Source organism: Kitasatospora sp. RG8 (genome assembly GCF_017813315.1).
Classification (GTDB): domain Bacteria; phylum Actinomycetota; class Actinomycetes; order Streptomycetales; family Streptomycetaceae; genus Kitasatospora.
This window is the reverse complement of the sequence record NZ_JAGIYX010000004.1, coordinates 167941-192652: the sequence shown is the minus strand read 5'-3', so window position 1 is coordinate 192652 and position 24712 is coordinate 167941. Positions and strand designations below refer to the sequence as shown.

25 protein-coding genes and 1 riboswitch are annotated in these 24712 nt (G+C 71.7%); of the genes, 18 read left to right on the top strand and 7 right to left on the bottom strand.

The window, feature by feature from the left end; all coding sequences use genetic code 11:
* The first annotated feature begins 6 nt into the window (after positions 1-6).
* The 3 genes from J5Y04_RS08525 to J5Y04_RS08515 all read left to right on the top strand — a co-directional run bounded on the left by J5Y04_RS08525 (position 7) and on the right by J5Y04_RS08515 (position 2356).
* Positions 7-186: a DUF6104 family protein gene (locus J5Y04_RS08525; protein ID WP_030235677.1), complete on the top strand. Its 180-nt coding sequence runs from the start codon at positions 7-9 to the stop codon at positions 184-186.
* A gap of 201 nt (positions 187-387) precedes the next feature.
* A complete protein-coding gene (locus tag J5Y04_RS08520) occupies positions 388-1305 on the top strand; it encodes a DUF4097 family beta strand repeat-containing protein (RefSeq protein WP_209411238.1) in 918 nt (305 codons plus the stop codon).
* A gap of 1 nt (position 1306) precedes the next feature.
* Positions 1307-2356 carry a PadR family transcriptional regulator gene (locus tag J5Y04_RS08515; protein WP_209411237.1) on the top strand — a complete coding sequence of 350 codons (1050 nt, stop codon included), beginning with the start codon at positions 1307-1309 and terminating at the stop codon, positions 2354-2356.
* Between the two features lie 84 nt (positions 2357-2440).
* Here J5Y04_RS08515 and J5Y04_RS08510 read toward each other — a convergent pair whose 3' ends face one another.
* Complete coding sequence (locus J5Y04_RS08510) at positions 2441-3403, bottom strand: zinc-binding dehydrogenase (RefSeq protein ID WP_209411236.1); 963 nt, start codon at positions 3401-3403, stop codon at positions 2441-2443.
* Positions 3404-3487: 84 nt separating this feature from the next.
* Positions 3488-4684 carry an NADP-dependent malic enzyme gene (locus J5Y04_RS08505; protein WP_209411235.1) on the bottom strand — a complete coding sequence of 399 codons (1197 nt, stop codon included), beginning with the start codon at positions 4682-4684 and terminating at the stop codon, positions 3488-3490.
* Between the two features lie 584 nt (positions 4685-5268).
* On the opposite strand from J5Y04_RS08505, the gene J5Y04_RS08500 reads away from it, so the two are divergent.
* From J5Y04_RS08500 to J5Y04_RS08480, 5 genes are all read left to right on the top strand, one after another.
* Positions 5269-6201 carry an ABC transporter substrate-binding protein gene (locus J5Y04_RS08500; protein ID WP_209411234.1) on the top strand — a complete coding sequence of 311 codons (933 nt, stop codon included), beginning with the start codon at positions 5269-5271 and terminating at the stop codon, positions 6199-6201.
* Between the two features lie 489 nt (positions 6202-6690).
* Positions 6691-7617 carry an ABC transporter substrate-binding protein gene (locus tag J5Y04_RS08495; RefSeq protein ID WP_209411233.1) on the top strand — a complete coding sequence of 309 codons (927 nt, stop codon included), beginning with the start codon at positions 6691-6693 and terminating at the stop codon, positions 7615-7617.
* A 58-nt stretch (positions 7618-7675) separates the two neighbouring features.
* The gene (locus J5Y04_RS08490) at positions 7676-8644 is read left to right on the top strand and encodes an amino acid ABC transporter permease (RefSeq protein ID WP_307853005.1); all 969 of its coding nucleotides are present in this window, start codon (positions 7676-7678) and stop codon (positions 8642-8644) included.
* Entirely contained in the window at positions 8641-9432 is a 792-nt protein-coding gene (locus tag J5Y04_RS08485; RefSeq protein WP_305852822.1) for an amino acid ABC transporter ATP-binding protein, read from the top strand. Before J5Y04_RS08490 ends, J5Y04_RS08485 begins: the two co-directional genes overlap by 4 nt.
* 112 nt (positions 9433-9544) lie before the next feature.
* A complete protein-coding gene (locus J5Y04_RS08480; protein WP_209411232.1) occupies positions 9545-10138 on the top strand; it encodes an ABATE domain-containing protein in 594 nt (197 codons plus the stop codon).
* Between the two features lie 19 nt (positions 10139-10157).
* On the opposite strand, the gene sodX is transcribed toward J5Y04_RS08480, so the two are convergent.
* Positions 10158-10598 (bottom strand): nickel-type superoxide dismutase maturation protease, encoded by a 441-nt coding sequence (gene sodX, locus J5Y04_RS08475; protein WP_209411231.1) that lies wholly within the window; start codon positions 10596-10598, stop codon positions 10158-10160.
* A gap of 185 nt (positions 10599-10783) precedes the next feature.
* Between sodX and sodN the strand changes: the two genes are divergently transcribed.
* The 8 genes from sodN (at position 10784) to J5Y04_RS08435 (ending at position 17340) form a co-directional block, all read left to right on the top strand.
* Positions 10784-11179, top strand: coding sequence for a superoxide dismutase, Ni (gene sodN / locus J5Y04_RS08470; protein ID WP_063347853.1), 396 nt, complete (start codon positions 10784-10786; stop codon positions 11177-11179).
* A gap of 133 nt (positions 11180-11312) precedes the next feature.
* Positions 11313-11431: riboswitch (cobalamin riboswitch) on the top strand.
* A gap of 260 nt (positions 11432-11691) precedes the next feature.
* Positions 11692-12720, top strand: coding sequence for an iron ABC transporter permease (locus J5Y04_RS08465; RefSeq protein ID WP_307853027.1), 1029 nt, complete (start codon positions 11692-11694; stop codon positions 12718-12720).
* Entirely contained in the window at positions 12720-13487 is a 768-nt protein-coding gene (locus J5Y04_RS08460) for an ABC transporter ATP-binding protein (protein WP_209411229.1), read from the top strand. Before J5Y04_RS08465 ends, J5Y04_RS08460 begins: the two co-directional genes overlap by 1 nt.
* 21 nt (positions 13488-13508) lie before the next feature.
* On the top strand, positions 13509-14519 hold the full coding sequence (locus J5Y04_RS08455; RefSeq protein ID WP_209411228.1) for an ABC transporter substrate-binding protein: 1011 nt from the start codon (positions 13509-13511) through the stop codon (positions 14517-14519).
* Positions 14520-14608: 89 nt separating this feature from the next.
* Positions 14609-14992, top strand: a complete 384-nt coding sequence (locus tag J5Y04_RS08450; protein ID WP_209411227.1) for a nuclear transport factor 2 family protein — start codon at positions 14609-14611, stop codon at positions 14990-14992.
* A 9-nt stretch (positions 14993-15001) separates the two neighbouring features.
* Positions 15002-15478 carry a GNAT family N-acetyltransferase gene (locus J5Y04_RS08445; protein ID WP_209411226.1) on the top strand — a complete coding sequence of 159 codons (477 nt, stop codon included), beginning with the start codon at positions 15002-15004 and terminating at the stop codon, positions 15476-15478.
* A 294-nt stretch (positions 15479-15772) separates the two neighbouring features.
* Complete coding sequence (locus tag J5Y04_RS08440) at positions 15773-16183, top strand: anti-sigma regulatory factor (RefSeq protein WP_209411225.1); 411 nt, start codon at positions 15773-15775, stop codon at positions 16181-16183.
* Positions 16184-16335: 152 nt separating this feature from the next.
* Positions 16336-17340 carry an RNA polymerase sigma factor SigF gene (locus tag J5Y04_RS08435; protein WP_209411224.1) on the top strand — a complete coding sequence of 335 codons (1005 nt, stop codon included), beginning with the start codon at positions 16336-16338 and terminating at the stop codon, positions 17338-17340.
* Positions 17341-17387: 47 nt separating this feature from the next.
* On the opposite strand, the gene J5Y04_RS08430 is transcribed toward J5Y04_RS08435, so the two are convergent.
* Positions 17388-17816: a hypothetical protein gene (locus J5Y04_RS08430; RefSeq protein ID WP_209411223.1), complete on the bottom strand. Its 429-nt coding sequence runs from the start codon at positions 17814-17816 to the stop codon at positions 17388-17390.
* Between the two features lie 50 nt (positions 17817-17866).
* Here J5Y04_RS08430 and J5Y04_RS08425 point away from each other — a divergent pair, with 50 nt between their 5' ends.
* Together J5Y04_RS08425 and J5Y04_RS08420 are read left to right on the top strand one after the other, a co-directional pair.
* The gene (locus tag J5Y04_RS08425; protein ID WP_209411222.1) at positions 17867-18838 is read left to right on the top strand and encodes a diacylglycerol kinase family protein; all 972 of its coding nucleotides are present in this window, start codon (positions 17867-17869) and stop codon (positions 18836-18838) included.
* Positions 18839-19206: 368 nt separating this feature from the next.
* Positions 19207-19458: a WhiB family transcriptional regulator gene (locus J5Y04_RS08420; RefSeq protein ID WP_014138019.1), complete on the top strand. Its 252-nt coding sequence runs from the start codon at positions 19207-19209 to the stop codon at positions 19456-19458.
* Between the two features lie 506 nt (positions 19459-19964).
* Here J5Y04_RS08420 and J5Y04_RS08415 read toward each other — a convergent pair.
* From J5Y04_RS08415 to J5Y04_RS08405, 3 genes are all read right to left on the bottom strand, one after another.
* Complete coding sequence (locus tag J5Y04_RS08415) at positions 19965-21485, bottom strand: PAS domain-containing sensor histidine kinase (RefSeq protein WP_307853004.1); 1521 nt, start codon at positions 21483-21485, stop codon at positions 19965-19967.
* Between the two features lie 448 nt (positions 21486-21933).
* Entirely contained in the window at positions 21934-22992 is a 1059-nt protein-coding gene (locus tag J5Y04_RS08410; protein WP_209411221.1) for an SIS domain-containing protein, read from the bottom strand.
* Positions 22993-23195: 203 nt separating this feature from the next.
* Positions 23196-24494: an extracellular solute-binding protein gene (locus J5Y04_RS08405; protein WP_209411510.1), complete on the bottom strand. Its 1299-nt coding sequence runs from the start codon at positions 24492-24494 to the stop codon at positions 23196-23198.
* Between the last annotated feature and the right edge of the window lie 218 nt (positions 24495-24712).

The following is a 24712-nucleotide window of genomic DNA, read 5'->3' as shown; positions in this document are numbered from 1 at the left end:
CGAACCGTGTACTTCACCGACCGCGGCATCGAGGAGCTGGAGAGCCGGCGCGGCGACGAGGAGGTCACCTTCGAGTGGCTGGCCGAGCGCCTGCGCGAGTTCGTCGACCTCAACCCCGACTTCGAGATCCCGGTCGAGCGGCTGGCCACCTGGCTGGCCCGGCTCGACGACGAGGACGACGAGTGACGCGGTAGACCAACGACGCACCGACGACGGGCCCGGGAGGCGATGCCTCCCGGGCCCGTCCGCGTGCTCCCCGTAGGGGGCGACTCCGGGTCGTCTCCGGGTTCCCCTCGGGGCCGGATTCCCTTGACTTCGCCGTCACGCGATATATCGTCTTTGGAAGAGGACGCGATACATCGCGAGTCACAACGGGAGGCGGCAGAGATGAGCCAGTGGACGCTTGAGGGGCCCGACCGGATCACCATCGACGAGGAGGTCCGGACGCTCCAGGTGCGGACCGTCGACGGCACGGTGAACGTGGTCGCCGCCGAGGGGCCGGCCCACCTGGAGGTCACCGAGCTGAAGGGCGAACCGCTCCACGTCACCCTGGTCGACGGCGTGCTGACGGTCACCTACCAGGACCTCAGCAGCTGGAGCGACTTCGGCGACGTGCTGAAGTCGGTGAACTCCGTGAAGGGCTTCCTCTCCTCGTTCAAGCACAAGCGGGTCGCCGCGGTCACCCTGACCGTGCCGGCCGCCACCGAGGTCAAGGTCGGCACCGTCTCGGCCGACACCACCGTCTCCGGCTTCTCCGAGCACGTCTCGGCGCAGACGGCCAACGGCGACGTCACCCTGGTCGGCCTGGCGGGCCGGACGTCCGCCAACACCGTCACCGGCGACGTCGACGCCCAGTCGGTGGCCGGGCAGCTCAAGCTGAACACCGTCTCCGGCCGGCTCACCGTGGTCGCCGGCACCGCCGACAAGGTGCAGGCCAACGCCGTCACCGGCGCGGTCACCCTGGACCTCGACGTGGCCACCCCGACCGACATCAAGGTCAGCACGGTCAGCGGCGCGGTCGGCGTCCGGATCCCCTCGCTGGCCGACACCAAGGTCGAGGCCGGCACCAACAGCGGCGACATCTCCAGCACCTTCGAGCAGCTGAAGGTCAGCGGCACCTGGGGCGCCAAGCGGCTCTCCGGCCAGCTCGGCGACGGCAAGGGCAGCCTCGCGGTGACCACCGTCTCCGGCGCCGTCACCGTGCTGCACCGCCCCGACGCGGAGGAGGACGGCCCGGCGGTCGTCAAGGAGCTGCCGGCCGCCCCGGACCTCACCAAGGGCCCCGACCTCACCAAGGAGGCCTGACATGAGCCCGGTCTTCGGCCACGGCCGGCTCCGGCTCTACCTGCTGAAGCTGCTCGACGAGGCCCCGCGGCACGGCTACGAGGTGATCCGCCTCCTGGAGGAGCGCTTCCAGGGCCTGTACGCGCCCTCCGCCGGCACCGTCTACCCGAGGCTCGCCAAGCTGGAGCAGGAGGGCCTGGTCGCCCACAGCACCGAGGGCGGCCGCAAGGTCTACCGGCTCACCGACGCCGGCCGCGCCGAGCTGGCGGACCGCCGGGGCGAGCTGGACGAGCTGGAGCTGGAGATCCGCGACTCGGTGGCCCAGCTCGCCGGGGCGATCCGCGAGGACGTCCGGGACAGCGCCAAGGACCTCCGCGAGGAGCTGTGGGGCGCGGCGCAGAAGGCCCGGGAGGCGGCGCCGAAGCCGGAGCCGGCCGAGGGCGGGGACCCGTGGGCGGGCCCCTGGGGGGACAAGGACGCCTGGCAGCGCGCCAAGGAGGAGTTCACCCAGTTCAAGCGGCAGGCCAAGGAACAGGCCAAGCGCGCCAAGGAGCAGGAGAAGGCGGCCAAGGCCAAGGCGAAGGCCGCCGAGGAGGAGGCCCGCCGGCTGCGCGAGCAGTCCCGGGCGGCGCGGACGGCGGCCCAGCAGGAGGCGCTGCGGATCAAGCGCCGGGTCGAGCAGCAGGTGCGCGACCACGCGGCCCGCGGGGACTGGCCGACCGGGCTGGCCGAGGGACTCTCGGAGCTGACCAAGGGCCTGGCCGGGCTGGCCGACGCGGCCCGCTGGGGCCACCCGGCGGAGGACGCGGCGCCGTCCGCCGAGAGGATCACCGTCACCCGGATCGACCTGGACAAGGACGAGCCGGCCGGTACCGCCCCGGCCGACCTGCCGACGTGGACGGCCACCGACCCGGCCGGCGACCCGGCGCGCGAGCTGGAGCGGCTGCTGGACCGCTTCCGCGACCAGGTCCGTGACGCGGCCCGGGACGGCGGCGTGACGGCCGCCGGGCTGGCCGAGGCCCGCTCGGTGCTGGGCGCGGCCGGCGAGCGGCTGCGGCGCCTGCTGGGCTGAGTGCCCGTACGGGCCCGGTACCCCTCGGCGCAGGGGTACCGGGCCCGAACGCGTCGGCGGGTCACCGGCGCACCCGGCCCGGGCTCACGGCGTGAGGACGATCTTCCCGAAGACGTCGCCCTTGGCGATCCGGGCGAACCCCTCCCGGGCCTCGGCCAGCGGCAGCACCGAGTCGATCACCGGCCGGACCCCGGCGGTGGCGCAGAGCGAGAGCAGCCCGGCCAGCTCCTCCTTGCTGCCCATGGTCGAGCCGACCACCTTGAGCTCCAGGAAGAAGATCCGGTTCAGTTCGGCGGCCTTCGGGCTGGGCCCCGAGGTGGCGCCGGAGATGACGATGGTGCCGCCGGGGCGCAGCGACTTCACCGAGTGCGACCAGGTGGCCGCGCCGACCGTCTCCATGACCGCGTCCACCCGCTCGGGCAGCCGGGCGCCGCTCTCGAAGGCGGCGTCGGCACCGAGTGCGACGGCCCGGGCGCGCTTGGCCTCGTCCCGCCCGGTGACCCAGACCCGCAGGCCGGCGGCCTTGCCGAGGACGATCAGCGCGGTCGCCACCCCGCCGCCGGCGCCCTGCACCAGGACGGTGTCACCGGGCCTGACCCCGGCGTTGGTGAAGAGCATCCGGTACGCCGTCAGCCAGGCCGTGGGCAGGCAGGCGGCCTCCTCGAAGGAGAGCTCGGCCGGCTTGGGCAGCAGGTTCCAGGTGGGGACGGCCACCCGCTGGGCGAAGGTGCCCTGGTACCGCTCGGTGAGGATGGAGCGCGGCTCGGCCGGTCCGACCCCGTGACCGGTCTGGCCGATCACCGAGTGGATCACCACCTCGTTGCCGTGCTCGTCGATGCCGGCGGCGTCGCAGCCGAGGATCATCGGCAGCTTCTCGGCGGGCAGGCCGACCCCCCGCAGCGACCAGAGGTCGTGGTGGTTGAGGCTGGCGGCCCGGACCGTGACCACGCTCCACCCGGGGCGCGCCTGCGGTTCGGGGAGTTCGCCCAACTCCAGCCCGCTCAGCGGGTCGTCGGCGTCGATTCGTGCGGCGTAGGCAGCAAACATGATCCGGACGATAGCCGCGACGACGCGGGCCCGGAACCACGCGTCGGTGTGACGCGCGTCCCGGGCCCGAAGCCGTACGGGTGCTCAGCGGCGGGCGACGCCCTCGGCGCGGGCGGCCTCGGCGACGGCCTTGGTGACCGCCGGGGCGACCCGCTCGTCGAACGGGGAGGGGATCACCTTCTGCGGCGTCAGCTCGTCGGCGACCACGCCGGCCAGCGCCTTGGCGGCGGCGAGCTTCATGCCCTCGGTGATCCGGGTGGCCCGGACCTGCAGGGCGCCGGCGAAGATGCCGGGGAAGGCCAGCACGTTGTTGATCTGGTTCGGGAAGTCGCTGCGCCCGGTGGCGACGACCGCCGCGTACTTGTGCGCGACCTCGGGGTGGATCTCCGGGTTCGGGTTGGCCATCGCGAAGATGAACGCGCCCTCGGCCATGGTCGCCACGACGTCCTCCGGCACGGTGCCGCCGGAGACGCCGATGAAGACGTCGGCGCCGGCCAGTGCGTCGGCCAGCGAGCCCTTGACGCCGGTCCGGTTGGTCTGCGCGGCGATCTCGGCCTTGACGTCCGTGAGGTCCTCGCGGCCCTCGTGGACCACGCCGCGGCGGTCGCAGACGGCGACGTCGCCGATGCCGGCGGCCACCAGCATCTTGGCGATGGCGATGCCGGCCGCGCCGGCGCCCGAGATGACGGCGCGCAGCGCGCCGATCTCGCGGCCGGTCACCTTGGCGGCGTTCCAGAGCGCCGCGGTGGTGACGATCGCGGTGCCGTGCTGGTCGTCGTGGAAGATCGGGATGTCCAGGGCGTCCTGGAGCCGGCGCTCGATCTCGAAGCAGCGCGGGGCGGAGATGTCCTCCAGGTTGACGCCGCCGAAGGAGGGCGCCAGGCGGACGACGGTCTCGACGATCTCGTCCACCTCGGTGCAGGCGAGCGCGATCGGGACGGCGTCGACCCCGCCGAACTGCTTGAACAGGATGGCCTTGCCCTCCATGACGGGCAGCGAGGCCTCCGGGCCGATGTCCCCGAGGCCCAGCACGGCGGTACCGTCGGTGACGACGGCCACCGTGTTGGACTTCCAGGTGTAGTCGTTCACCAGCTCGGGCTGCTCGGCGATGGCCGTGCAGACCTTGGCGACACCGGGGGTGTAGGCGAGGGACAGGTCGTCCGCGTCGCGCACCGGGACGGTCGCCCGGATCTCCATCTTGCCGCCGCGGTGGAGCGCGAAAACGGCGTCGACCGGATCGTCGGTTTCCTGAGTGCTGCTGTGGATGATCTCCGCTGCCACGATGACCTCTTCGTCATTGATCAGCGAGGACGAGGCCGACGGGCGGACGACCCGGCGGAAACTCGAAACCGGGTACGCCGAAGCGGACCCGGGGAGAGCGGGGTCGGGGCGCTGCCGTCGGGCCCGCGCCCTCGGGATGAGGGATTTTCTTTCCAGTTGTCTGCGCTGTGCTTCCGGGCTGAGCGTAGGTCGGACGACGGCATCGCACCTATGCCTTTTCGTCCAACGTCATGCGCTTTTTTTCATTGACTGTGTTGCACCTTGACGGCACCTGGCGTCGGAAGCACCTGGCCCCGGTGGCGGCAGTCGTGCGCGCACACGCACCCGCAGGAGTGAACGCAGACACGGAGGGGAGCCGGTGCCCCGGATACGGAGTCCGCGTCGTGGACTTCCGTTCCTGTGCACCCCGAGCCTGTCTCGACTCGGCGGTCTGGGTTCGATCGTCGGGGGTCACCCGGTACCAGATTCTGACACACCCGCCGCCGGGCCTGGCAGGGCGGGATGGGAGGATCCCTTGTTCCGCCATCTCGCGTACACCTCCGCGATGCTGCGGCGACACCACGTCCCTCCCACAGGAGCACCTCATGCACCACCGTGCCCACCCGCGACGAACGGCCACCGCCGCCCTCACCCTGGCAACCGCCGCAGCCCTGCTGCTGACCGGCTGCGGCAGCGGCGGCGCAGACGAGCAGGCCTCGAAGGACCCGGTGCAGATGGTCCGCGCCAAGGTCCCGAAGGCCCAGCGCTCCGCCGGCGTGCTCCGGGTCGGCTCGGACCTCAACTACGCGCCGGTGGACTTCCGCGGCGCCGACGGCAAGCCGGACGGTCTCGACCCGGACATCGCCAACGGCCTCGGCAAGATCCTCGGCCTGCGGATCGAGATCGTCGACACCCCGTTCGACAAGCTGATACCGGACCTGCACGCCAAGCAGTTCGACGTGGCGATGTCCGCGCTGAGCGACATCCGGGCGCGCCGCGAGGGCGTCGACGACGGGGGCAAGCAGACCGACCCGGGCGTCGACTTCGTGGACTACTTCATCGCTGGCTCCTCGATCACCGTCCCGAAGGGCAACCCCAAGGGCATCCACACCCTGGACGACCTCTGCGGCCGGACCGTCGCGGTGCAGCAGGGCACCACCCAGGACGAGATCGTCGCCCGCCAGGTCACGGCCTGCTCCCGGTTGAACAAGCCGCTCACCGTGCACAAGTTCGACAGCGACGCCAAGGCGCTGGCCGAGGTCGCCTCCGGCGCGGCGGTGGCCGGTCTCAACGACTTCCCCGTGGCGGCCTACGCGGCGAAGACGACCGACGGCGGCAACCGCTTCGAGGTCACCGGCGCGCAGTCCAAGTCCAACCCGTACGGGATCGCGCTGCGCAAGAGCGACACCGACCTGCGGGACGCGCTCTCCAAGGCGGTGGACGAGCTGATCCGCAGCGGCGAGTACGACAAGATCCTCGCCAAGTGGAACGTCAGTGCGGGCGCGGCCCAGAACGCCGTGGTGAACGGCGGGATCTGAGCCCCGCGAACCGGGCGGGCCGGGCGGATCCGGGCGGGATCCGGCCCCGGCCCGCGCGGGCGGACCAATCCCCCCGGCTCCTCGGGCGGGCCTCCGGGCGGAGCGCGGGGGGATCTGCATACTTATACGCAGGGTGACAGGGGCACGGTATTCGTCCGAATAGCGGACAGTGTGACCCCTCGTTATCCGATTTTGATCTGAATGAGGGCCACCCGACCGTCATCAGATGGCAGGATTCCCCCCATCTCGGATCGAGCCGGCCACTGGTCGAGGCGGTTCGATCGACGTCCACCTCGGCGGAGGGTGGCGGAAGCAGTACCTGGCACCACCCTGCGCGCCCCCTGCCCAGGCCATGCAAGACCGGCTCTGCCCGTACGACGACGTACAGCGAAATACCACCCGTACAGCGCCGTACGGCCTGCTGTCCCGGTGTGCCGCTCCCCCGCGGCGCGCTCCGCCCGACCTCTCCCTCAGGAGGAGATCCCCCTCATGACCGCCCGTACCCAGCGCACCCGCCTCCTCGCGGCCGGCGCGGTAGTCGCGTCCGTCTCCCTCGTCCTGACCGCCTGCGGCAGCAGCAAGTCCTCCTCCGGCGCCTCCGGCTCCGCGACCGGCACCGTGCCCGCGGTCAGCGCCGACCCGTCGCTCGCCGCGCTGGTGCCTGCCGACGCCAAGTCCGCCGGCAAGCTGGTCGTCGCCGCCGACGCCTCGTACGCGCCCAACGAGTTCCAGGACGCCTCGGGCAAGATCATCGGCATGGACGTGGACCTGGCCAACGCCATCGGCCAGAAGCTGGGCCTGGCCGTCGACGTCCAGAACTCGCCGTTCACCGCGATCATTCCGGGCATCGCGGCCAACAAGTTCCAGCTGGGCATGAGCTCCTTCACCGACACCAAGGAGCGCGAGGCCACCGTCGACATGGTGACCTACTTCCTGGCGGGCACCAGCGCGGCGGTCAAGAAGGGCAACCCGGACAACATCGACATCAACAACCTGTGCGGCAAGAAGGTCGCCGTCCAGACCGGCACCACCCAGGCCGACTCCATCAAGGACGTCATCAACCCGGCCTGCGTCGCGGCCGGCAAGCCCCCGGTGCCGAACGACGGCGACAAGTTCGACCTGCAGACCGACGTGACCCAGGCCGTGGTCTCCGGCCGCGACCAGGTCATGCTGGCCGACTCCCCGGTCATCGACTACGCGATCAAGCAGACCAACGGCCAGCTGCAGCAGCTCGGCTCGGTCGAGGGCAAGGCCCCCTACGGCATCGTGCTGGCCAAGGGCGCCGCGCTCACCCCGGCCGTCCAGGGCGCCGTCCAGTCGCTGATGAACGACGGGACCTACAAGGCGATCCTGGACAAGTGGGGCGTCCAGGCCGGGGCGATCGACAAGTCGGTCGTCAACGGCGCCACCAGCTGACCCCTCACCAGTTCCCCACCCCCCTGAGGCCACTGTGAACACTTCCGATCAGGGGAAGGTGAGCCCGGGACGGCCTGAGTCCTTCAAGGCCGTCCCGGTCCGCCACCCCGGCCGGTGGGCGGGAGCCGTCGTCGTCGCGGTCCTCGCGGCGATGCTGCTCCACGCCCTGATCTTCAATCCCGCGTTCCAGTGGGATGTCGTCAACACCTACCTCTTCGACTCCAGCATCCTGCACGGCCTCGTCGTCACCCTGGAGCTCACCGCGCTCTCGATGGTGATGGGTGTGGTCGGCGGCATCATCCTCGCGGTGATGCGGCTGTCGCCGAACCCGCTGCTGTCCGGCACCGCCTGGTTCTACATCTGGATCTTCCGCGGCACCCCCGTGCTGGTCCAGCTGGTCTTCTGGAACTTCCTGGGCGCGCTCTGGCCGACGCTGTCGATCGGCATCCCGTTCGGGCCGGAGTTCTGGTCCGAGTCGACCAACAAGCTGATCCCCGTCTTCACGGCGGCCCTGCTCGGCCTCGGCCTCAACGAGGCCGCCTACATGGCGGAGATCGTCCGCGGCGGCATCCAGTCGGTGGACGAGGGGCAGTCCGAGGCGTCCCACGCGCTCGGCATGAGCCGGTTCGCGACCATGCGCCGGATCGTGCTGCCGCAGGCCATGCGGGTGATCATCCCGCCGACCGGCAACGAGACCATCTCGATGCTCAAGACCACCTCCCTGGTCAGCGTCATCGCCCTGGAGGAGCTCTTCCGGGCCGGGCAGAACATCTACTCCCGCACCTTCCAGACCATCCCGCTGCTGATCACCGTCAGCCTCTGGTACCTCTTCCTGACCTCCGTGCTGACCATCGGCCAGTACTACGTCGAGCGGCACTACGCTCGAGGTACCACCCGGACGCTGCCGCCGACTCCGCTGGAGCGGCTGCGCGGCCTCTTCCGCGGCAAGAAGCTGCCGCCGGCGCCGCCGGTGACCACGGCCAGCGGACACGAACAGGGCGGCGGAGTAGGAGGTGGTCTGGGATGACCGACCTGAGCAAGCCCCCGGTCCCCGGGCACCCGATGGTGCAGGCCGAAGGCGTTCGCAAGTCGTACGGCCTCGTCGAGGTGCTCAAGGGCATCGACCTTGAGGTCAAGCAGAACGAGGTGTTCGTCCTCGTCGGGCCGTCCGGCTCCGGCAAGTCGACCTTCCTGAGGTGCATCAACCACCTGGAGAAGATCAACGGCGGGCTGCTGTCCGTCGACGGCGAGCTGGTCGGCTACCGGCGCAAGGGCGACAAGCTCTACGAGCTCAAGGACCGCGAGGTCGCCCTCAAGCGCCGCGACATCGGCATGGTCTTCCAGCGCTTCAACCTGTTCCCGCACATGACCGCCATAGAGAACATCACCGAGGCTCCGGTGCAGGTCAAGGGCGAGAGCAAGGCGGACGCGCGGGAGCGCGGCATGGCCCTGCTGGAGCGCGTGGGCCTCGCCGAGAAGGCGAAGAGCTACCCGTCCCAGCTCTCCGGCGGCCAGCAGCAGCGCGTCGCGATCGCCCGCGCGCTGGCCATGAAGCCCAAGCTGATGCTCTTCGACGAGCCCACCTCGGCACTCGACCCGGAGCTGGTCGGCGAGGTGCTGGACGTCATGCGCGGCCTCGCCGACGAGGGCATGACGATGATCGTGGTCACCCACGAGATGGGCTTCGCCCGCGAGGTCGGCGACGCCCTGGTGTTCATGGACGGCGGTGTGGTGGTCGAGTCCGGCAACCCGCGCGACGTCCTCACCGACCCGCAGCACGAGCGCACCCGCGCTTTCCTGTCCAAGGTGCTCTGAGCGCACCTCCAGTCGGCGCCCGGCAGGCCCGTCCTGCCGGGCGCCGACGTTTTCCCCATCCGGGTAATAGGCTGGAAGCATTCAGCCCGTTACCGACTCTGGAAGGACCACCGTGGAGCTCGCCTCGTACGCCGATCTGGCCGTCCGGCTGGTGAACACCGAGGAGCCCGAGCGCGGCACCGATTCGCTGACCTCGGTGGACGCGGTGCGCGCACTGTTCTCGGACTCGTCCCGGGCCGCCGGGCTCGCCGACGAGTCGGACCTGCCCCGGCTGCGGGCCGTCCGCACCCGGCTGCGCGGGGTGTTCGAGGCCGCCGCCGAGGGCGACGAAGTCCGCGGCGTTGACCTGCTGAACAGCCTGCTGATGGAGTACCCGGTCAGCCCGCTGGTCTCCGGGCACGACTACCTGGACGACGCCGGGCGGCCGCGCTGGCACCTGCACCTCGCCGAGAACTCGCCGACCGCCACCGCGCACTTCAGCGCCGTCGCCTGCATGGGACTGGCGGTCCACCTGACCGAGCTCGGCGCCGACCGGCTCGGCATCTGCCAGGCCGCGCCCTGCCGCAACGCCTACCTGGACACCTCCACCAACCGCTCGCGGCGGTACTGCTCCGACCGCTGCGCCACCCGCGCCAACGTCGCCGCGTACCGGGCCCGCAAGCGGCAGGAGGCCCAGGACGCGGCGACGCTCGCCGGACAGGGCTAGCCGCGGGCCGGCCCCGAAGCTAGAGGGCGTCCGGATCGGCCCAGACGCCGAGCCGGCGCGCCAATCCCGGCACCCGGGCCAGCGGGGCGGCGAGCAGCAGCCGCTCCAGCCGTGGACCCGGGGCCAGCCAGGCCGGGCGCGGGCGCAGCCGCAGCAGCACCCGACCGAGCACCAGCTCGTCCGGGACGGCGCCGTAGCTGCGGCTGTCACTGTCGACCGGCCGGTTGTCGGAGAGCAGCCACCAGCCCTGCGGACGCCGCTCGGCGGCCCGCTTCACCACCAGCAGGTTCTGCTGGAAGGGGTGGCGGAAGACCACCACCGCACCGGGCCGGATCCGGGCGCCGTAACGGACCAGCAGCTGGTCGCCCTCGCGCAGGGTCGGCACCATCGAGGGCCCCGCCACGTCGATCAGCCCGAACGGTGCGCCACCCCCCGGGGTGCCGCCCTCCGGTTCCGCCATCCGCGCCACGACTCCTCCTCCCGGCCCGCCCGGTCCCAGTCTGCCGTACGGACCGTCACCCGCCGATGTCCGGATTGGCCCGTTTCCGGCTCCGCCTTTTGCCCTAGGCCCACCGCCCGATCGCGAAACCCCGAGGCCGGAAGGGTAATCTCAGCCGCGGGAAGACGATCTAAGGAAGGACTCCCATGTTCTCTCGTCTGTTTGCACCGCGCGCCACCGCCCACGCCCACTGCGACCTGCCCTGCGGCGTGTACGACCCCGCTCAGGCCCGGATCGAGGCCGAGTCGGTGAAGGGCACCCAGGAGAAGTACCAGGCCAACGAGGACCCGGCGTTCCGCACCCGTGCCCTGATCATCAAGGAGCAGCGCGCCGAGGCGGTCAAGCACCACATCTCCGTGCTGTGGAGCGACTACTTCAAGGCCCCGCACTTCGAGAAGTACCCGCAGCTGCACCAGCTGATCAACGACACCCTGAAGGCCGCCTCGGCCGCCAAGGCGTCGACGGACCCGGCCACCGGCCAGGCCCTGCTCGACCTCATCGCCGAGGTCGACAAGATCTTCTGGGAGACCAAGCAGGCCTGATCCCCGGTCAGCCTCCGCCGACCGCCCCCGTCCGCACCGCCGGACGGGGGCGGTCGCGTTTCCCGGCCCGACCCGTCCCTGACCGGACCAGGCCCGGCCCGGACCCAGCCGGGTAAGGATTGCCTCGCCTAACTGCCTGTTATGCTGCCAGGGCGTCCCGCGGGGGAAGCCGGTGCGAATCCGGCGCTGACCCGCAACGGTAAGCGGAGCCCCGTGCCCGCGAGCCCGATCGCCCCGGGACGCTGACCTCCCGACAACTCGCCGCGGACTGCGAGGGGATGGCGCTCCGGCATCCCCTGCGGCCCCGGCGCGCCGCCCCGCGACGCCCGCGGCCCGAGGCGAAGGCGCGCCCTCGTGAGCGAGCGAACGACCGAGCGGTGCACGAGGGCGGACGCCCCTGCCGGGCGGACCGGGGCGGGCGCGTGAGCACCGCCGCGACCCCCGCGCCGGCCCCCGCAGCACCTCCCGCAGCGCCCCCTGACGGAACACCCCCGGCCCCCGCCGCCCGCCGAATACCCGTCACCGCCACCGCCGCCGCCCTGACCGTGGCACTGCTGCTCTCGCTGCTCTGCGGGGTCGCCCTGGGCTCCTCCGGGCTCGCCTGGTCACAGGTGCTGCGCCTGCTCGGCGCCGGGCTGACGGGTGGCCGGCTGGACGCCGACGAGGCCGCCGCCTACGCGATCGTCTGGGAGATCCGGCTCCCGCGCACCGTGCTGGCCGCCGTGGTCGGCGCCGGGCTCGCGGCCACCGGGGTCGCCGTACAGGCGATGGTCCGCAACGCGCTGGCCGACCCGTTCGTCCTCGGCATCTCCTCCGGCGCGGCGGTCGGCGCCAACGCGGTGCTCCTCCTCGGCGCCTTCGCCTCGCTCGGGGTCTGGGCGATCTCGGTCTCCGCGTTCGGCGGGGCGCTGCTGGCCATGGTGCTGGTGTACGCCGCCGCCCGGACGGCCTTCGGCCTCACCCCGCTGCGGCTGGTGCTCACCGGCACCGCGATGTCCTACGGCTTCTCGGCGGTCACGGCCCTGATGGTGTTCGCCGCCGCCCGCGGCGAGGCGGCCCGCAGCGCGATGATGTGGCTGCTCGGCAGCCTCGGCGGGGCCACCTGGGGATCGGTGCCGATCGTGGCCGTCACCGTGCTGGCCGGCCTGGCCCACCTGGCCTGCTCCGCCGGGCGGTTGGACGCGCTCGCGATGGGCGACGAGACGGCCGCCTCGCTCGGTGTCGACGGCGACCGGCTGCGCCGCGAGCTCTTCGTGGTGACGGCGGCGGTCACCGGCACCGTGGTCGCGGCCAGCGGGGCGATCGGCTTCGTCGGGCTGATGGTGCCCCACCTGACCCGGATGCTGGTCGGGGCCGGGCACCGCCGGGTGCTGCTGGTCGCCCCGCTCGCCGGCGCGCTGCTGCTGATCTGGGTGGACATCGTCTCGCGCACCCTGCTGGCCCCGGCCGAACTGCCGGTCGGGGTGGTCACCGCGGTGCTCGGGGTGCCCTGCTTCCTGCTGCTGATGCGCCGTCGCGGCTACACCTTCGGAGGCCGCTGATGGACCTCGACCTCGACGACGTCTCGGCCGGTCCGGCCGGCACCCGGCTGGTCCGCGACATCACGCTGCACGCCGCCGCCGGACAGGTGGTCGGCCTGGTCGGGCCGAACGGCAGCGGCAAGTCCACCCTGCTGCGCTGCGTCTACCGGGCGCTTCGGCCGGCCGCCGGCGCCGTCCGGCTGGACGGCGCGGACCTGTACGCACTGACCCCGCGCGAGGCCGCCAGGCGGGTGGCCGCGCTGCCCCAGGAGCACTCCGCCGAGTTCGACTTCACGGTGGCCGAGGTGGTCGGCATGGGCCGGCTGCCGCACCGCGGCGGCTTCGCCCGCCCCGCCGACGGGGACGACGCGCGGTGCGCCGCCGCGCTGCACCGGGTGGGCGCCGGACACCTGGCGCAGCGCGGCTTCCTGAGCCTGTCCGGCGGCGAGAAGCAGCGGGTGCTGATCGCCCGCGCACTGGTCCAGGAGCCCCGGCTGCTGGTGCTGGACGAGCCCACCAACCACCTGGACATCGCCCACCAGCTGGAGGTGCTGGCGCTGGTCCGGGAGGCCGGGCCGACGGTGCTCACCGCGCTGCACGACCTCAACCTGGCGGCCGGCCACTGCGACCTGCTGTACGTCATCGCGGCCGGCCGGATCGTCACCTCCGGGGCACCCGCCGAGGTGCTCCGGCCCGCGCTGCTGGCCGAGGTGTTCGGCGTCCGCGCGACCCCGGTGCGGCACCCGGACACCGGTGCCGTCCAGCTGCTCTTCGACCGACTCCGCTGACCCGACCTCCGAGGATCCCCCGTGCGTACCAAGGCCGTTGCCCCCGCCGCCCTGCTCACCCTCGCGCTGACCGCCTGCGGCGCCGAGATCGCCCCCGCCGGGGACGCCGCCACCGGGGCGGCGGCCGCCGGCCAGGCCCACTACCCGGTGACCGTCGACAACTGCGGCACCAAGGTCACCTACCGGCAGAAGCCGGCCCGGGCGGTGAGCAACGACGTCGGCATCACCGAGCTGCTGCTGGCGCTCGGCGTCGCCGACCGGATGGCCGGCTACGTGATGCCCGACGACAAGGGCCGGGTCGACCAGGTGGCCTGGAAGGACGGCTACCAGCAGACGAAGTGGCTCTCCAAGCAGCAGATCACCAAGGAGATCGTGCTGGAGGCCAGGGCCGACCTGGTCTTCGCCGGCTGGCACTACGGCTTCAGCGAGGCCGACGGCTTCACCCCGCAGGCGCTGGCCGGCCTCGGCATCGGCTCCTACGTGCTCACCGAGTCCTGCCGCAGCGGCAAGGGCCAGGAGCGCGGCGTGATGTCCCCGCTGGACGCGCTCTACACCGACCTGGCCAACCTGGGCGAGATCTTCGACGTCCGCGACCGGGCCGACCGGCTGATCGACGGGTTCAGGGCGCAGGTCGCGGCCGTGCCGCAGCCCGAGCGCCGGCCGCGGGTCTTCCTCTACGACAGCGGCGAGGACAAGCCGTACACCTCTGGGAGGTTCGCCGCGCCGGAGGAGATCATCGCCAAGGCCGGCGGGACCAACGTGATGGGCGACATCGCCGACTCCTGGACGACCGTCGGCTGGGAGAGCGTCGTGCAGCGCGACCCCGAGGTGATCGTGATCAACAACTACGGCGCCCCCGACGCCGGGGCGAAGGCGAGGTTCCTGAAGTCCTTCCCGCCGCTCGCGGGCGTCTCCGCGGTCCGCAACGACCGGATCTTCGTCCTGGACTACGTCGACCTGGTGGAGAGCCCGCGCAACCCGGCCGCGATCACCGCCCTCGCGGCGTACCTGCGCGGCGTCACGGCCGGCTGAGGACGGCCACGGGACACCGCCGGGCGGCGGCGCCCGGCGGGCGTAGGCTCGGAGGTACGAGCCGACGGAACCGACCGGAGGAGCGAAAGATGACCACCATGGCCGCGTCGTCCGCCTTCGACACCGCGGCGCTGCGCGAGGGCATCGAGCGCGCCGACGCCGACGCCCTGCTGGCGCTGTACGCGGACGACGCCGAACTGCGCATGGTCGACCGCAAGACCCAGCCCAGCCACCCCCTGGTGATGCACGGCCGGGACGAGATCGGCGCGATGCTGGCCGACGTCTACGGCCGGGAGATGACCCACCGGCTGGAGCAGGTGGTGCTCCAGGACGACCACGTGGCCTTCCTGGAGTCCTGCCAGTACCCCGACGGTGTCCGGGTGCTGGTCAGCTCGGTGGCCGACCTGCGGGACGGCCGCATCGTCGACCAGACCTCGATCCAGGCCTGGGACGAGAACGAGCAGTCCAAGTAGGCTCGTAGCATGATCCGCACAGCACTGGTCACCGATGTCCCGGTCATCCACGCCATGATCCGCGAGCTCGCGGAGTACGAGAAGGCCCTCCACGAGGCGGTGGCCACCGAGGAACAGCTGCGCGACGCGCTGTTCGGCGCCAACCCGGCGCTGTTCGGCCTGATCGCCGAGGACGACACCACCGGCGAGCCGGTCGGCTTCGCGGTCTGGTTCCTCAACTTCTCGACCTGGCGCGGGACTCACGGGATCTACCTGGAGGACCTCTACGTCCGCCCGGAGGCCCGTGGCGGCGGCCACGGCAAGGCGCTGCTGCTGGAGCTGGCGCGGATCGCCGTCGAGCGCGGCTACTCGCGGGTGGAGTGGTCGGTGCTGGACTGGAACGAGCCCTCGATCAACTTCTACAAGTCGCTCGGCGCGGTGCCGATGCACGGCTGGAGCGTCTTCCGGCTGACCGACGAGGCGCTCACCGCCGTCGGCACCCGCTGACCCCCGGGGCGCACGTCCGGGAGTCCGGCCGTGGATCCGGCCGCTGATTCCGGACGTTGGCGTCAGGCCGCTGACACCCTGTGTCGCGAGGGCCTACCATGAGTGACTCCCGCACCGGGGACAAAAGCGGTAACGTCTCGTGCGGATGCGCGGCGTCCGGCCACCCTCGGAGGGGTATGACCGGTACGTACCGCACCACCCCTCTGGACAGTTGGGGCGAAGCAGTTGAGCCAAGCAACAGACAGTGCCGCGGCCACCGGCCCGGAAGCACAGCGCGTCACCCAGGAGGTGAGGGTGTCCCAGATCGACGGCGAGCCCGGAGTGCAGGACTTCGTGGAGGTCCGGCTGCCCGCGGCGGGGGCCTACCTCTCGGTGCTGCGAACAGCGACGGCGGGGCTGGCGGCCCGGCTGGACTTCACGCTGGACGAGATCGAGGACCTCCGCATCGCGGTGGACGAGGCGTGCGCCATCCTGCTCCAGCAGGCGGTGCCCGGCTCGGTCCTCTCCTGCGAGTTCCGGCTGGTGGGCGACTCGCTGAAGGTCATCGTCTCCGCCCCGACCACGGACGGCCGGGCCCCGGAGCGGGACACCTTCGCCTGGACGGTGCTCTCCGCGCTGGCCGGCGAGGTGGAGTCCTCCGTCGGCGAGGACAAGACCGTGTCGATCAGCCTGCACAAGAAGCGCGGCGGGTCCGCCGCCCATTAGGTCCGCCACAGCAGCACCGAACAAGGGCCGTCCGCCCGGCACCCCACCCGGGCCGGCGGGCGGCTCCCGGTACCGCCCTACACGCGGTACGACCGACATGACGGAACCGGGACCGCCCCAAGGTCCCGGTGCTCCCGGAACGGAACGGGGGAATGGCCGTGAGTGATCTGGACCGTACCGGCCTCGCGACGGCGGGCCCTGCCGTACCGACCCAGGCGAGCGTTCCCGGCCTCGCCTCCAACGACGAAGCGCACCCGAAGGACGCCCACCGGATGAGCCAGCCGACCGAGCCGACGTCCGACCCGTCGCAGACGCCCCCGCCCCCGCCGTCCCCCGAGGACCAGGCGGCCGGCGAGGCGCTGCGCGGTGCGGTGCCGGCCCAGGCCCCGCACCGATCGGGTGCGCCGGACCGCGAGGCGGCCCGGGCACTGTTCGTCCGGCTGTCCGCGCTGCCCGAGGGCTCCCCGGAGCGCGTCGAGCTGCGCAACCAGCTGGTGCGCATGCACATCCCGCTGGTCGAGCACCTGGCCCGGCGGTTCCGCAACCGCGGCGAGCCGCTGGACGACCTGACCCAGGTCGCCACCATCGGGCTGATCAAGTCGGTGGACCGGTTCGACCACGAGCGCGGGGTCGAGTTCTCCACCTACGCGACGCCGACCATCGTCGGCGAGATCAAGCGGCACTTCCGCGACAAGGGCTGGGCGGTCCGGGTCCCGCGCCGGCTCCAGGAGCTGCGGCTGTCGCTGACCACGGCGACCAGCGAGCTCTCCCAGCGGCACGGCCGCTCCCCCACGGTGCACGAGCTGGCAGAACACCTGGGGATCTCCGAGGAGGACGTCCTGGAGGGCCTGGAGTCCGCCAACGCGTACTCCACGCTGTCGCTGGACGTGCCGGACAGCGACGACGAGTCGCCGGCCGTCGCGGACACCCTGGGCGCCACCGACGAGGCGCTGGAGGGCGTCGAGTACCGCGAGTCCCTCAAGCCGCTGCTGGCCCAACTCCCGCCCCGGGAGCAGAAGATCCTGGTGCTGCGGTTCTTCCGGAACATGACGCAGTCCCAGATCGCCGCCGAGGTGGGCATCTCACAGATGCACGTCTCCCGGCTGCTCGCCCGCACGCTGGCCCAGCTGCGCGAGAAGCTCCTGGTGGAGGAGTAGGACCGACGGCCGCCCGGGCGGCCGTCCCCGGCCCCGGCCCTCTGTGCTCAGCCCTCGTGCGGAGCGTAGAGGGCCGTCGTCGACTTCGGGCTGAGCAGGGCGCCGATGCCGGCCAGCCCGAGCAGGCCGACCAGGGTGCCCACCCCGATCATCACGCCGCCGCTCTTCAGCATGTAGTACGCGACCGGCAGGCAGAGCGAGTTGGTCAGCACCGCCGGGCTGCGGCCCCAGCGCCGGCCCCGGAGCAGCGCGCGGGAGGCGAGCAGCGGCAGCACGCCGAGGAGCACGATCACCAGGCCGCCGAACTCGTTGAGGGCGAGCTGCTTGGACTGGCCGGACAGCGCGGCCACCATGTCCCAGACGCCGGTGACGGCCAGCGCGGCGCCCTCCAGGGCGGTGATGGCGGCGCCCACGGTCAGGGCCGTCGGCCGCCCGGAGCCGGGCACGGGTGCGGGTGCGGAGGATTCTGCGGTCACTCCAGCAGGGTAGCCGCCGGTTGGTCCGTACCGACCCGTAGGCTGAGCACATGCGCGCTCTCCTGGTCGTCAACCCGAAAGCGACCACCACCAGTGGCCGCACCAGGGATGTCCTGATCCACGCCCTGCGCAGCGACCTCAAGCTGGAGGTGGCGCAGACGGAGTACCGCGGCCACGCCCGCGACCTGGCCCGCGAGGCGGCCGAGGACGGCACCGTCGACCTGGTGGTGGCACTCGGCGGCGACGGCACGGTCAACGAGGTCGTCAACGGACTCCTGGCGCACGGCCCGGGCGAGAAGCTCCCCCGGCTGGCCGTGGTGCCCGGCGGGTCGACCAACGTGTTCGCCCGCGCGCTGGGCCTGCCCAACGACCCGGTGGAGGCCACCGGCGCCCTGCTGGACGCCCTGGACAACCGCCGCGAGCGGCCGATCGGCCTGGGCAAGGCGATGACCGAGGGACTGCCGGACCGGTGGTTCACCTTCACGGCCGGCCTGGGCTTCGACGCCGGTGTGGTCGGACGGGTGGAGGAGCAGCGCAGAGCGGGGCGCAAGTCCACCCACGCGCTCTACGTCGGGCAGGCGCTCCGGCACTACATCACCCAGCGTGAGCAGCGCCGGTCGGGCCCGGTCACCCTGCAACTGCCGGGCCGCGAGCCCGTGCCGGGCCTGGTGATGGCCATAGTCAGCAACACGTCGCCGTGGACGTTCCTGGGCAACCGCCCCGTCTACCCCTCGCCGCTCGCCTCCTTCGACACGGACCTCGACGTCTTCGGCATCACCCGGATGACGGCGTTCGGCACGGCTCGAACGGTCCGTCAGATCCTGCGGTCGCACAGCCCTTCGAGCGATGGCACGGCACCTGCCGGCCCGTCCGGCAAGCACGTCGTCTCCTATCACGACGCCCGCCACTTCACCTTGGTTTCACAGGAACCGGCCCCATTCCAGGTCGATGGGGACCACCTTGGAGACAGGAGTCGCGTCAGTTTCACAGGCGTACGGCGGGCACTGCGTGTGATTGTGTGACCGGAAGAGGGGTTCACCCTTCTTCTCGAACGCACAAGCCCCCTTCACTCCATAGAAGTACTGGCTGTGAGCTAGGCGACACCGAAGAATCAAAAATTCCTCCCTGAAGGGGGTTGTATCCGGGCCCGAGGTTTGCGAACCTCTACATGGCGATCGGGACACATCGCAGCGACGGCAACCTCAGACCCTGACGGGGGCCGACCGCGGAGTGTCCCTCGAATCGCCGAATCCCTCCCCAGCACAGACCACCCGGGCCCAGCGGGCCTTTGGTCTCTTTTGCTGTTGCGGGATTCGTGAAAGCGTTCACATTCACAAGCCATCGATTGTGCCGACCGGGCAACCCCCGCGGCAGGAGGAGTTGGACGACCATGGACTGGCGCCACCGCGCTGTCTGCCGCGAAGAGGACCCGGAGCTGTTCTTCCCGATCGGGAACACCGGTCCTGCTCTGCTGCAGATCGAGGAAGCCAAGGCCGTGTGCCGCCGTTGTCCGGTCATGGAGCAGTGCCTGCAGTGGGCGCTCGAGACCGGCCAGGACGCCGGCGTCTGGGGCGGTATGAGCGAGGACGAGCGTCGCGCGATGAAGCGCCGTGCCGCCCGCAACCGCGCCCGCACCGCCTGATCACACGCCGTAGCACCAGCAGTGACCGCAGTGCCGATCAACACATGATCAAGGGCTTCCCTGCACTTCCTGGTGAAGCCTTCCGTACAAAGGACCTTGCTCGACACGGTCCCGCGACACCGAGCCGCCCAGGCACTTGATACTGTTCACGGAGAGCAATATTGTGGAGCTGAGGCGCTCACCGTGTGCAACGCACCGGTGAGGTGTCGCACCACCCAGAGCCCCCGTTCCGGCCGACTCCCCCCGACGGCCGGAACGGGTTGAGAGGCCCTGTCGACCCACCCCCCCCCGGTCGACAGGGCCTCGTTTCTGTTTTCCGGCCGTGATGGTTGTGCGAGGGTGCGGGACCGGCGCTTTCACCGGACACACGCCCCTCGCACACTTCGACGCACCCCGACGGTTCACCGAGGACCGCGTCGGCCCCGGGCCCACCGCGGGCCCACCGCGGCCGACGGGCCCGGCCCACCCCGGTGGCCCCCGGCGGACCCCGGTGGACCCCTTGGACCTCAGCGGACCGGGATCTCCAGGACCACCTTGGTGCCACCGTCCGGCCCCGCCACCATGTCGAAGGTGCCGCCCAGCTCGCCGGTGGCGAGCGTCCGGACGATCTGCAGCCCGAGGTTGCCCGCCTGCTGCGGGTCGAACCCCTCCGGCATGCCCTTCCCGTCGTCCTGCACGGTGATCAGCAGGTACTCCTCCGGCCTGGCCCCGCCGTTCCAGCTGTCCGACCAGCCCATGCCGGTGGCCGGCGCCCGCCCGCGCAGCGCGGAGACCTCCAGGTTCCCGGAGGCGGTCGGGCCGAAGGCGTGCTCCAGGGCGTTCTGCAGCAGCTCGGTCAGCACCATGGCCAGCGGCGTCGCCACCTCGGCGGAGAGGATCCCGAAGCTGCCGCTGCGGCGGGTCGCCACCCGGCCGTCCTGGGACAGCTCCATCACCATCGCCAGCACCCGGTCGGCGATCTCGTCGAAGGCGACCTGCTCGTCCAGCGCCTGCGAGAGCGTCTCGTGCACGATCGCGATCGAGCCGACCCGGCGGACCGCCTCGTCCAGCGCGGCCCGGCCGGCATCCGAGTCCATCCGGCGGGACTGCAGCCGCAGCAGCGCGGCCACCGTCTGGAGGTTGTTCTTCACCCGGTGGTGGATCTCCCGGATGGTGGCGTCCTTGGTCATCAGCTCGCGGTCGCGCCGGCGCAGCTCAGTGACGTCCCGGCAGAGCACCAGGGAGCCGGTCAGGGTGCCCTTGGGCTTCAGCGGGATGGCCCGCAGGGTCACCACCCCGCCCTGCACCTCGACCTCGGTCTGCCGGGGCGCCCAGCCGCTCGCCAGCTTCACCAGCGCCTCGTGCACGGCCGAGCGCGAGGGCGGGACCAGCTCCGCGGTGGCGCGGCCGAGGTGGCTGCCGACCAGGTCGGTGGTGAGGCCGAGGCGGTGGTAGGCGGAGAGCGCGTTGGGGCTGGCGTAGGTGACGATGCCGTCGGCGTCCAGCCGGATGAGGCCGTCGCCGACCCGGGGCGCGGCGTCCATGTCGGTCTGCTCGACGCCGGGGTACGGGAAGGCGCCGGCGGCGATCATCTGCGCCAGGTCGGAGGCGCTCTGCAGGTACGTGAGTTCGAGCCGGCTGGGGGTGCGGACGGTCAGCAGGTTGGTGTTGCGGGCGATCACGCCGAGCACCTTGCCCTCGCGGCGCACCGGGATCGACTCGACCCGGACGGGCACCTCCTCGCGCCACTCCGGGTCGCCCTCGCGGACGATCCGGCCCTCGTCGAAGGCGGCGTCCAGCAGCGGGCGGCGGCCGCGCGGGACGAGGTGGCCGACCATGTCGTCCTGGTAGGAGGTGGGGCCGGTGTTGGGCCGCATCTGGGCGACCGAAACGTACCGGATGCCGTCCCAGGTGGGGATCCACAGCACCAGGTCGGCGAAGGACAGGTCGGAGAGCAGCTGCCACTCCGAGACCAGCATGTGGAGCCACTCCACATCGGCACCGGTCAGGGTGGTGTGGCGGCGGACGAGTTCGTTCAGCGAGGGCACATGGCGAGGGTAGCTCCAGGCCGGGCGCGCGGGCCTGTCGCACCCGCCCGTGCCGCCGGTCCGCACGCCCTCCCGAAGTTGTCCAGACCAATTTTCGGAGCCCCCTGGACAAGCCAGATTGGTCTAGTCCACAATGAAAGGGCACCAAGGAGAGGCCCCCCGCGCAACTGCCCTGACCCGCGCGAGGCCCCTCCTCGGTCGGACGCCGCCGAGCGAGGACCCCGCACAGTTCTCGGTCGACCACGGTGCCCGACGACAGCTCCGGGCTGCGGTGCCGCACGGGTTGAGGGTCCCGTGTCGGCGCCGTGGCCCGTAGTGCTTTCCGCACCCGACGACAGCTCCGGGCGGGTGGTGCGACCAGGACCCTTCTCCGCCGCTCAAACGCCGAACCCCCGTCCACAACCTGTGGACGGGGGTTCGGCGTTGCGCGTTCGGCGCCGGTGCGGCGTCAGTGCGTCTCGGTGACCTTCGCCAGGGCGCGCGGGGCGTCCGGGTCCTGGCCGCGGGCGATGGTGACCTCGTAGGCCAGCTGCTGGAGCGGCAGGATCTCCAGAATGGTCTGGACCTCCTCGGGCACGCCGGCCGGCAGCGCGAAGCCCGCGGAAGCGGCGTCCACCTGCGCCCGCTGGCCGATGACGACCAGGTCCGCGCCGCGGCCGCGCAGGCGGTCCAGAACCGGCTGCAGGGCCTCGCCGCCCTTGCCGTCCGGGACGATCGCGATGACCGGGGAGACGTTGTCCACCATGGCCAGCGGGCCGTGCAGCAGGTCGGCGCCGGAGAACGGGGAGGCCGGGATGTAGGTGGTCTCCATCAGCTTCAGCGCCGCCTCACGGGCGGTCGGGTAGCCGTAGCCGCGCGAGGTGATGACCAGGCGCTGGGCGAAGCGGTAGCGCTCCGCCAGGGCCTTCACCTCGGCCTGGCGGGCCAGGATGCCGGCGGCCAGCGACGGCAGCTCCTTGGCGGCCGCGCCGTCGCCGCCGCGCAGGCCCTCCACCAGCAGGTAGAGCGCCAGCAGCTCGGCCGTGTAGGTCTTGGTGGCGGGCAGCGCCTTCTCCGGGCCGGCCAGCACGTCGATGTGGAACTCGGAGACCTCGGCCAGCGGCGACGCGGCGTTGTTGGTCACCGCCAGGGTGATGGCACCGGCCTCGCGGGCCGCCTTGGTGGAGGCCACCAGGTCCGGCGAGCCGCCGGACTGGCTGACGGTGATCACCAGCACGTCGGTGAGATCCGGCTTGGCACCGTACGCGGTGGTGGTCGACATCGAGGTCAGACCGGCCGGCTTGCCGAGCAGGATCTCGATCAGGTACTTGGCGTAGAGCGCCGCGTTGTCGGACGTGCCGCGCGCGGTCAGCAGGACGAAGCGCGGGTTGCGGGCGGCGATCTCGGCCGCGATCTCGAAGATCTTCGGGGCACCCTCGTCGAGGATGCGCTGGAGGACGGCCGGCTGCTCGGCCATCTCCGCCGCCATGATCCGGCCGGGGACGGGGACAGTCTGCGTGTCGGACATCTGGATGTGCCTCCGATGAGATGGTTCGACCCCACGCGGGCGGGGATGCCCGGCGGGGACCTCTACGGCGGCGAGTCCGCACACTCGCTGCGGTGATTCCTGCGGCAATCCTACGGGGGCGGTCCCCGTGGAGCACATTCGAGAGCCCCTCCCGGCACTGCGGGAGGGCCCCTCGTCGGACGGTGGGGCCCCGCGGCCCCGGATCAGCCCTGCTTGTTGATCAGCTGGTCGATCGCGGCGTCCGCCTCCTTGGCGGCCTGCTCCACGGGCTTGTTGTTCTTGAGGATGGCGGTCAGCATGTCGGGCAGGATCTTCTGCTTCTCGATCGCGCCCCAGCCCGGCGCCAGCGGGGTGAACCAGGCGTCCGGCACCGCGTTGGCCGCGGCGGCCGTGGCCGGCTTGCTCTTCAGCGGGTTCAGCTGGGTCAGGTTGTTCGGCAGGATGTCCCTGTCGGCCAGCGCCTGCTCGGACTTGCCGCTGGTGAACATCCGGATCCAGTCGGCGGCCAGCGGGGCGACGTTCGACTTGGCGGTGACGGCGAGGTCCGAGCCGCCGATGAAGGTCGGCAGCGGCTTGCCACCGGGGCCGGGCATGGTCGCCACCTTGACGGCGTCCTTGAGGGTCGGGTCGCCGGTGACCGGTGCGGTCACGCTGGCCGCCTCGTAGCCGTTGCCGTAGAAGGCGCCGGCGCGCCCGCGGGCCATCGCCTCGTACTGGTTCAGCTCGTTCACCGCGAGGTCGCCCTTGTTGTACTTGCGCACCAGGTCGACGAAGTGGTTGAGCCCCTGCACGGACTTGGGGTCGCTGAGCGTCCCGTGCCAGTTGCCGCTGCCGTCGAAGCGGGCGATGGCGCCGCCGTACGCGGAGACGTAGCTCATCGCGGCGTACCAGTACGGGCCGGGCAGGTAGAGCGCCGAGTACGTCTTGTCGGACTTGTTCTTGTCGGCCAGTCTGTCCAGCGCCGTCCGCAGCTCGTCCTCGGTCTTGGGGAAGTCCGCGCTGCCGGTGGCCGTCTGGAAGGCGGCCGAGTTGTAGACGGCGACCCGGGCGCCCGCGTAGTAGGGCACGCACCAGAGCTTGTCCTGGTAGGTGCAGGTGTTGGCGAGCGCCTTGATCCAGGCGTCGGAGTTCTCGAAGCTGCTCCGCTCCACCGGGGCGAGCGCGCCGGAGAGCACGTACTTCATCGTCTCGGTGTTGCCGAGCTCCACCACGTCCGGGGCGGTGCCCTCGGCGAGCGCCTTGTCCAGCCGGGTGACCTTGTCGGCCCAGCCCTGGTAGGCGAGCCTCAGGGTGACGTTCGGGTACTTGGCGGCGAACTCGTCGTTGACCCGCTGGACGAGGTCCGGCCAGTTCTTCTGGGCGTCCTCCATCAGCCAGACCGTCACCGTCCCGGTCGCCGACTTCGGGTCCGCCGGTCCGGCCTTGCCGTCGGCCGACGGCGAGGCCGTCGAGGAACAGGCCGTCAGTCCGGCGGCCAGCGCCGTGATCCCGATTGCCGCCATGAGCTGACGCTTGTTCACGTCATCCTCCGAGGGTGCTAGAGCCTGGGTGCCCGCCGGCAGCGCCGGCGCCCGTCGGGAGGGATCTCCGGAAAGGGGCGGCGAAGTGCTTCGGGAAGGGCCGATACCACATCCGGTGAGGTTTGAGTTCGAACCGGATGGGTGGAGCCTGGCCTAGACCACTTGCGGTGTCAACGTGAAATGGCCTACCCGCAAAGGAC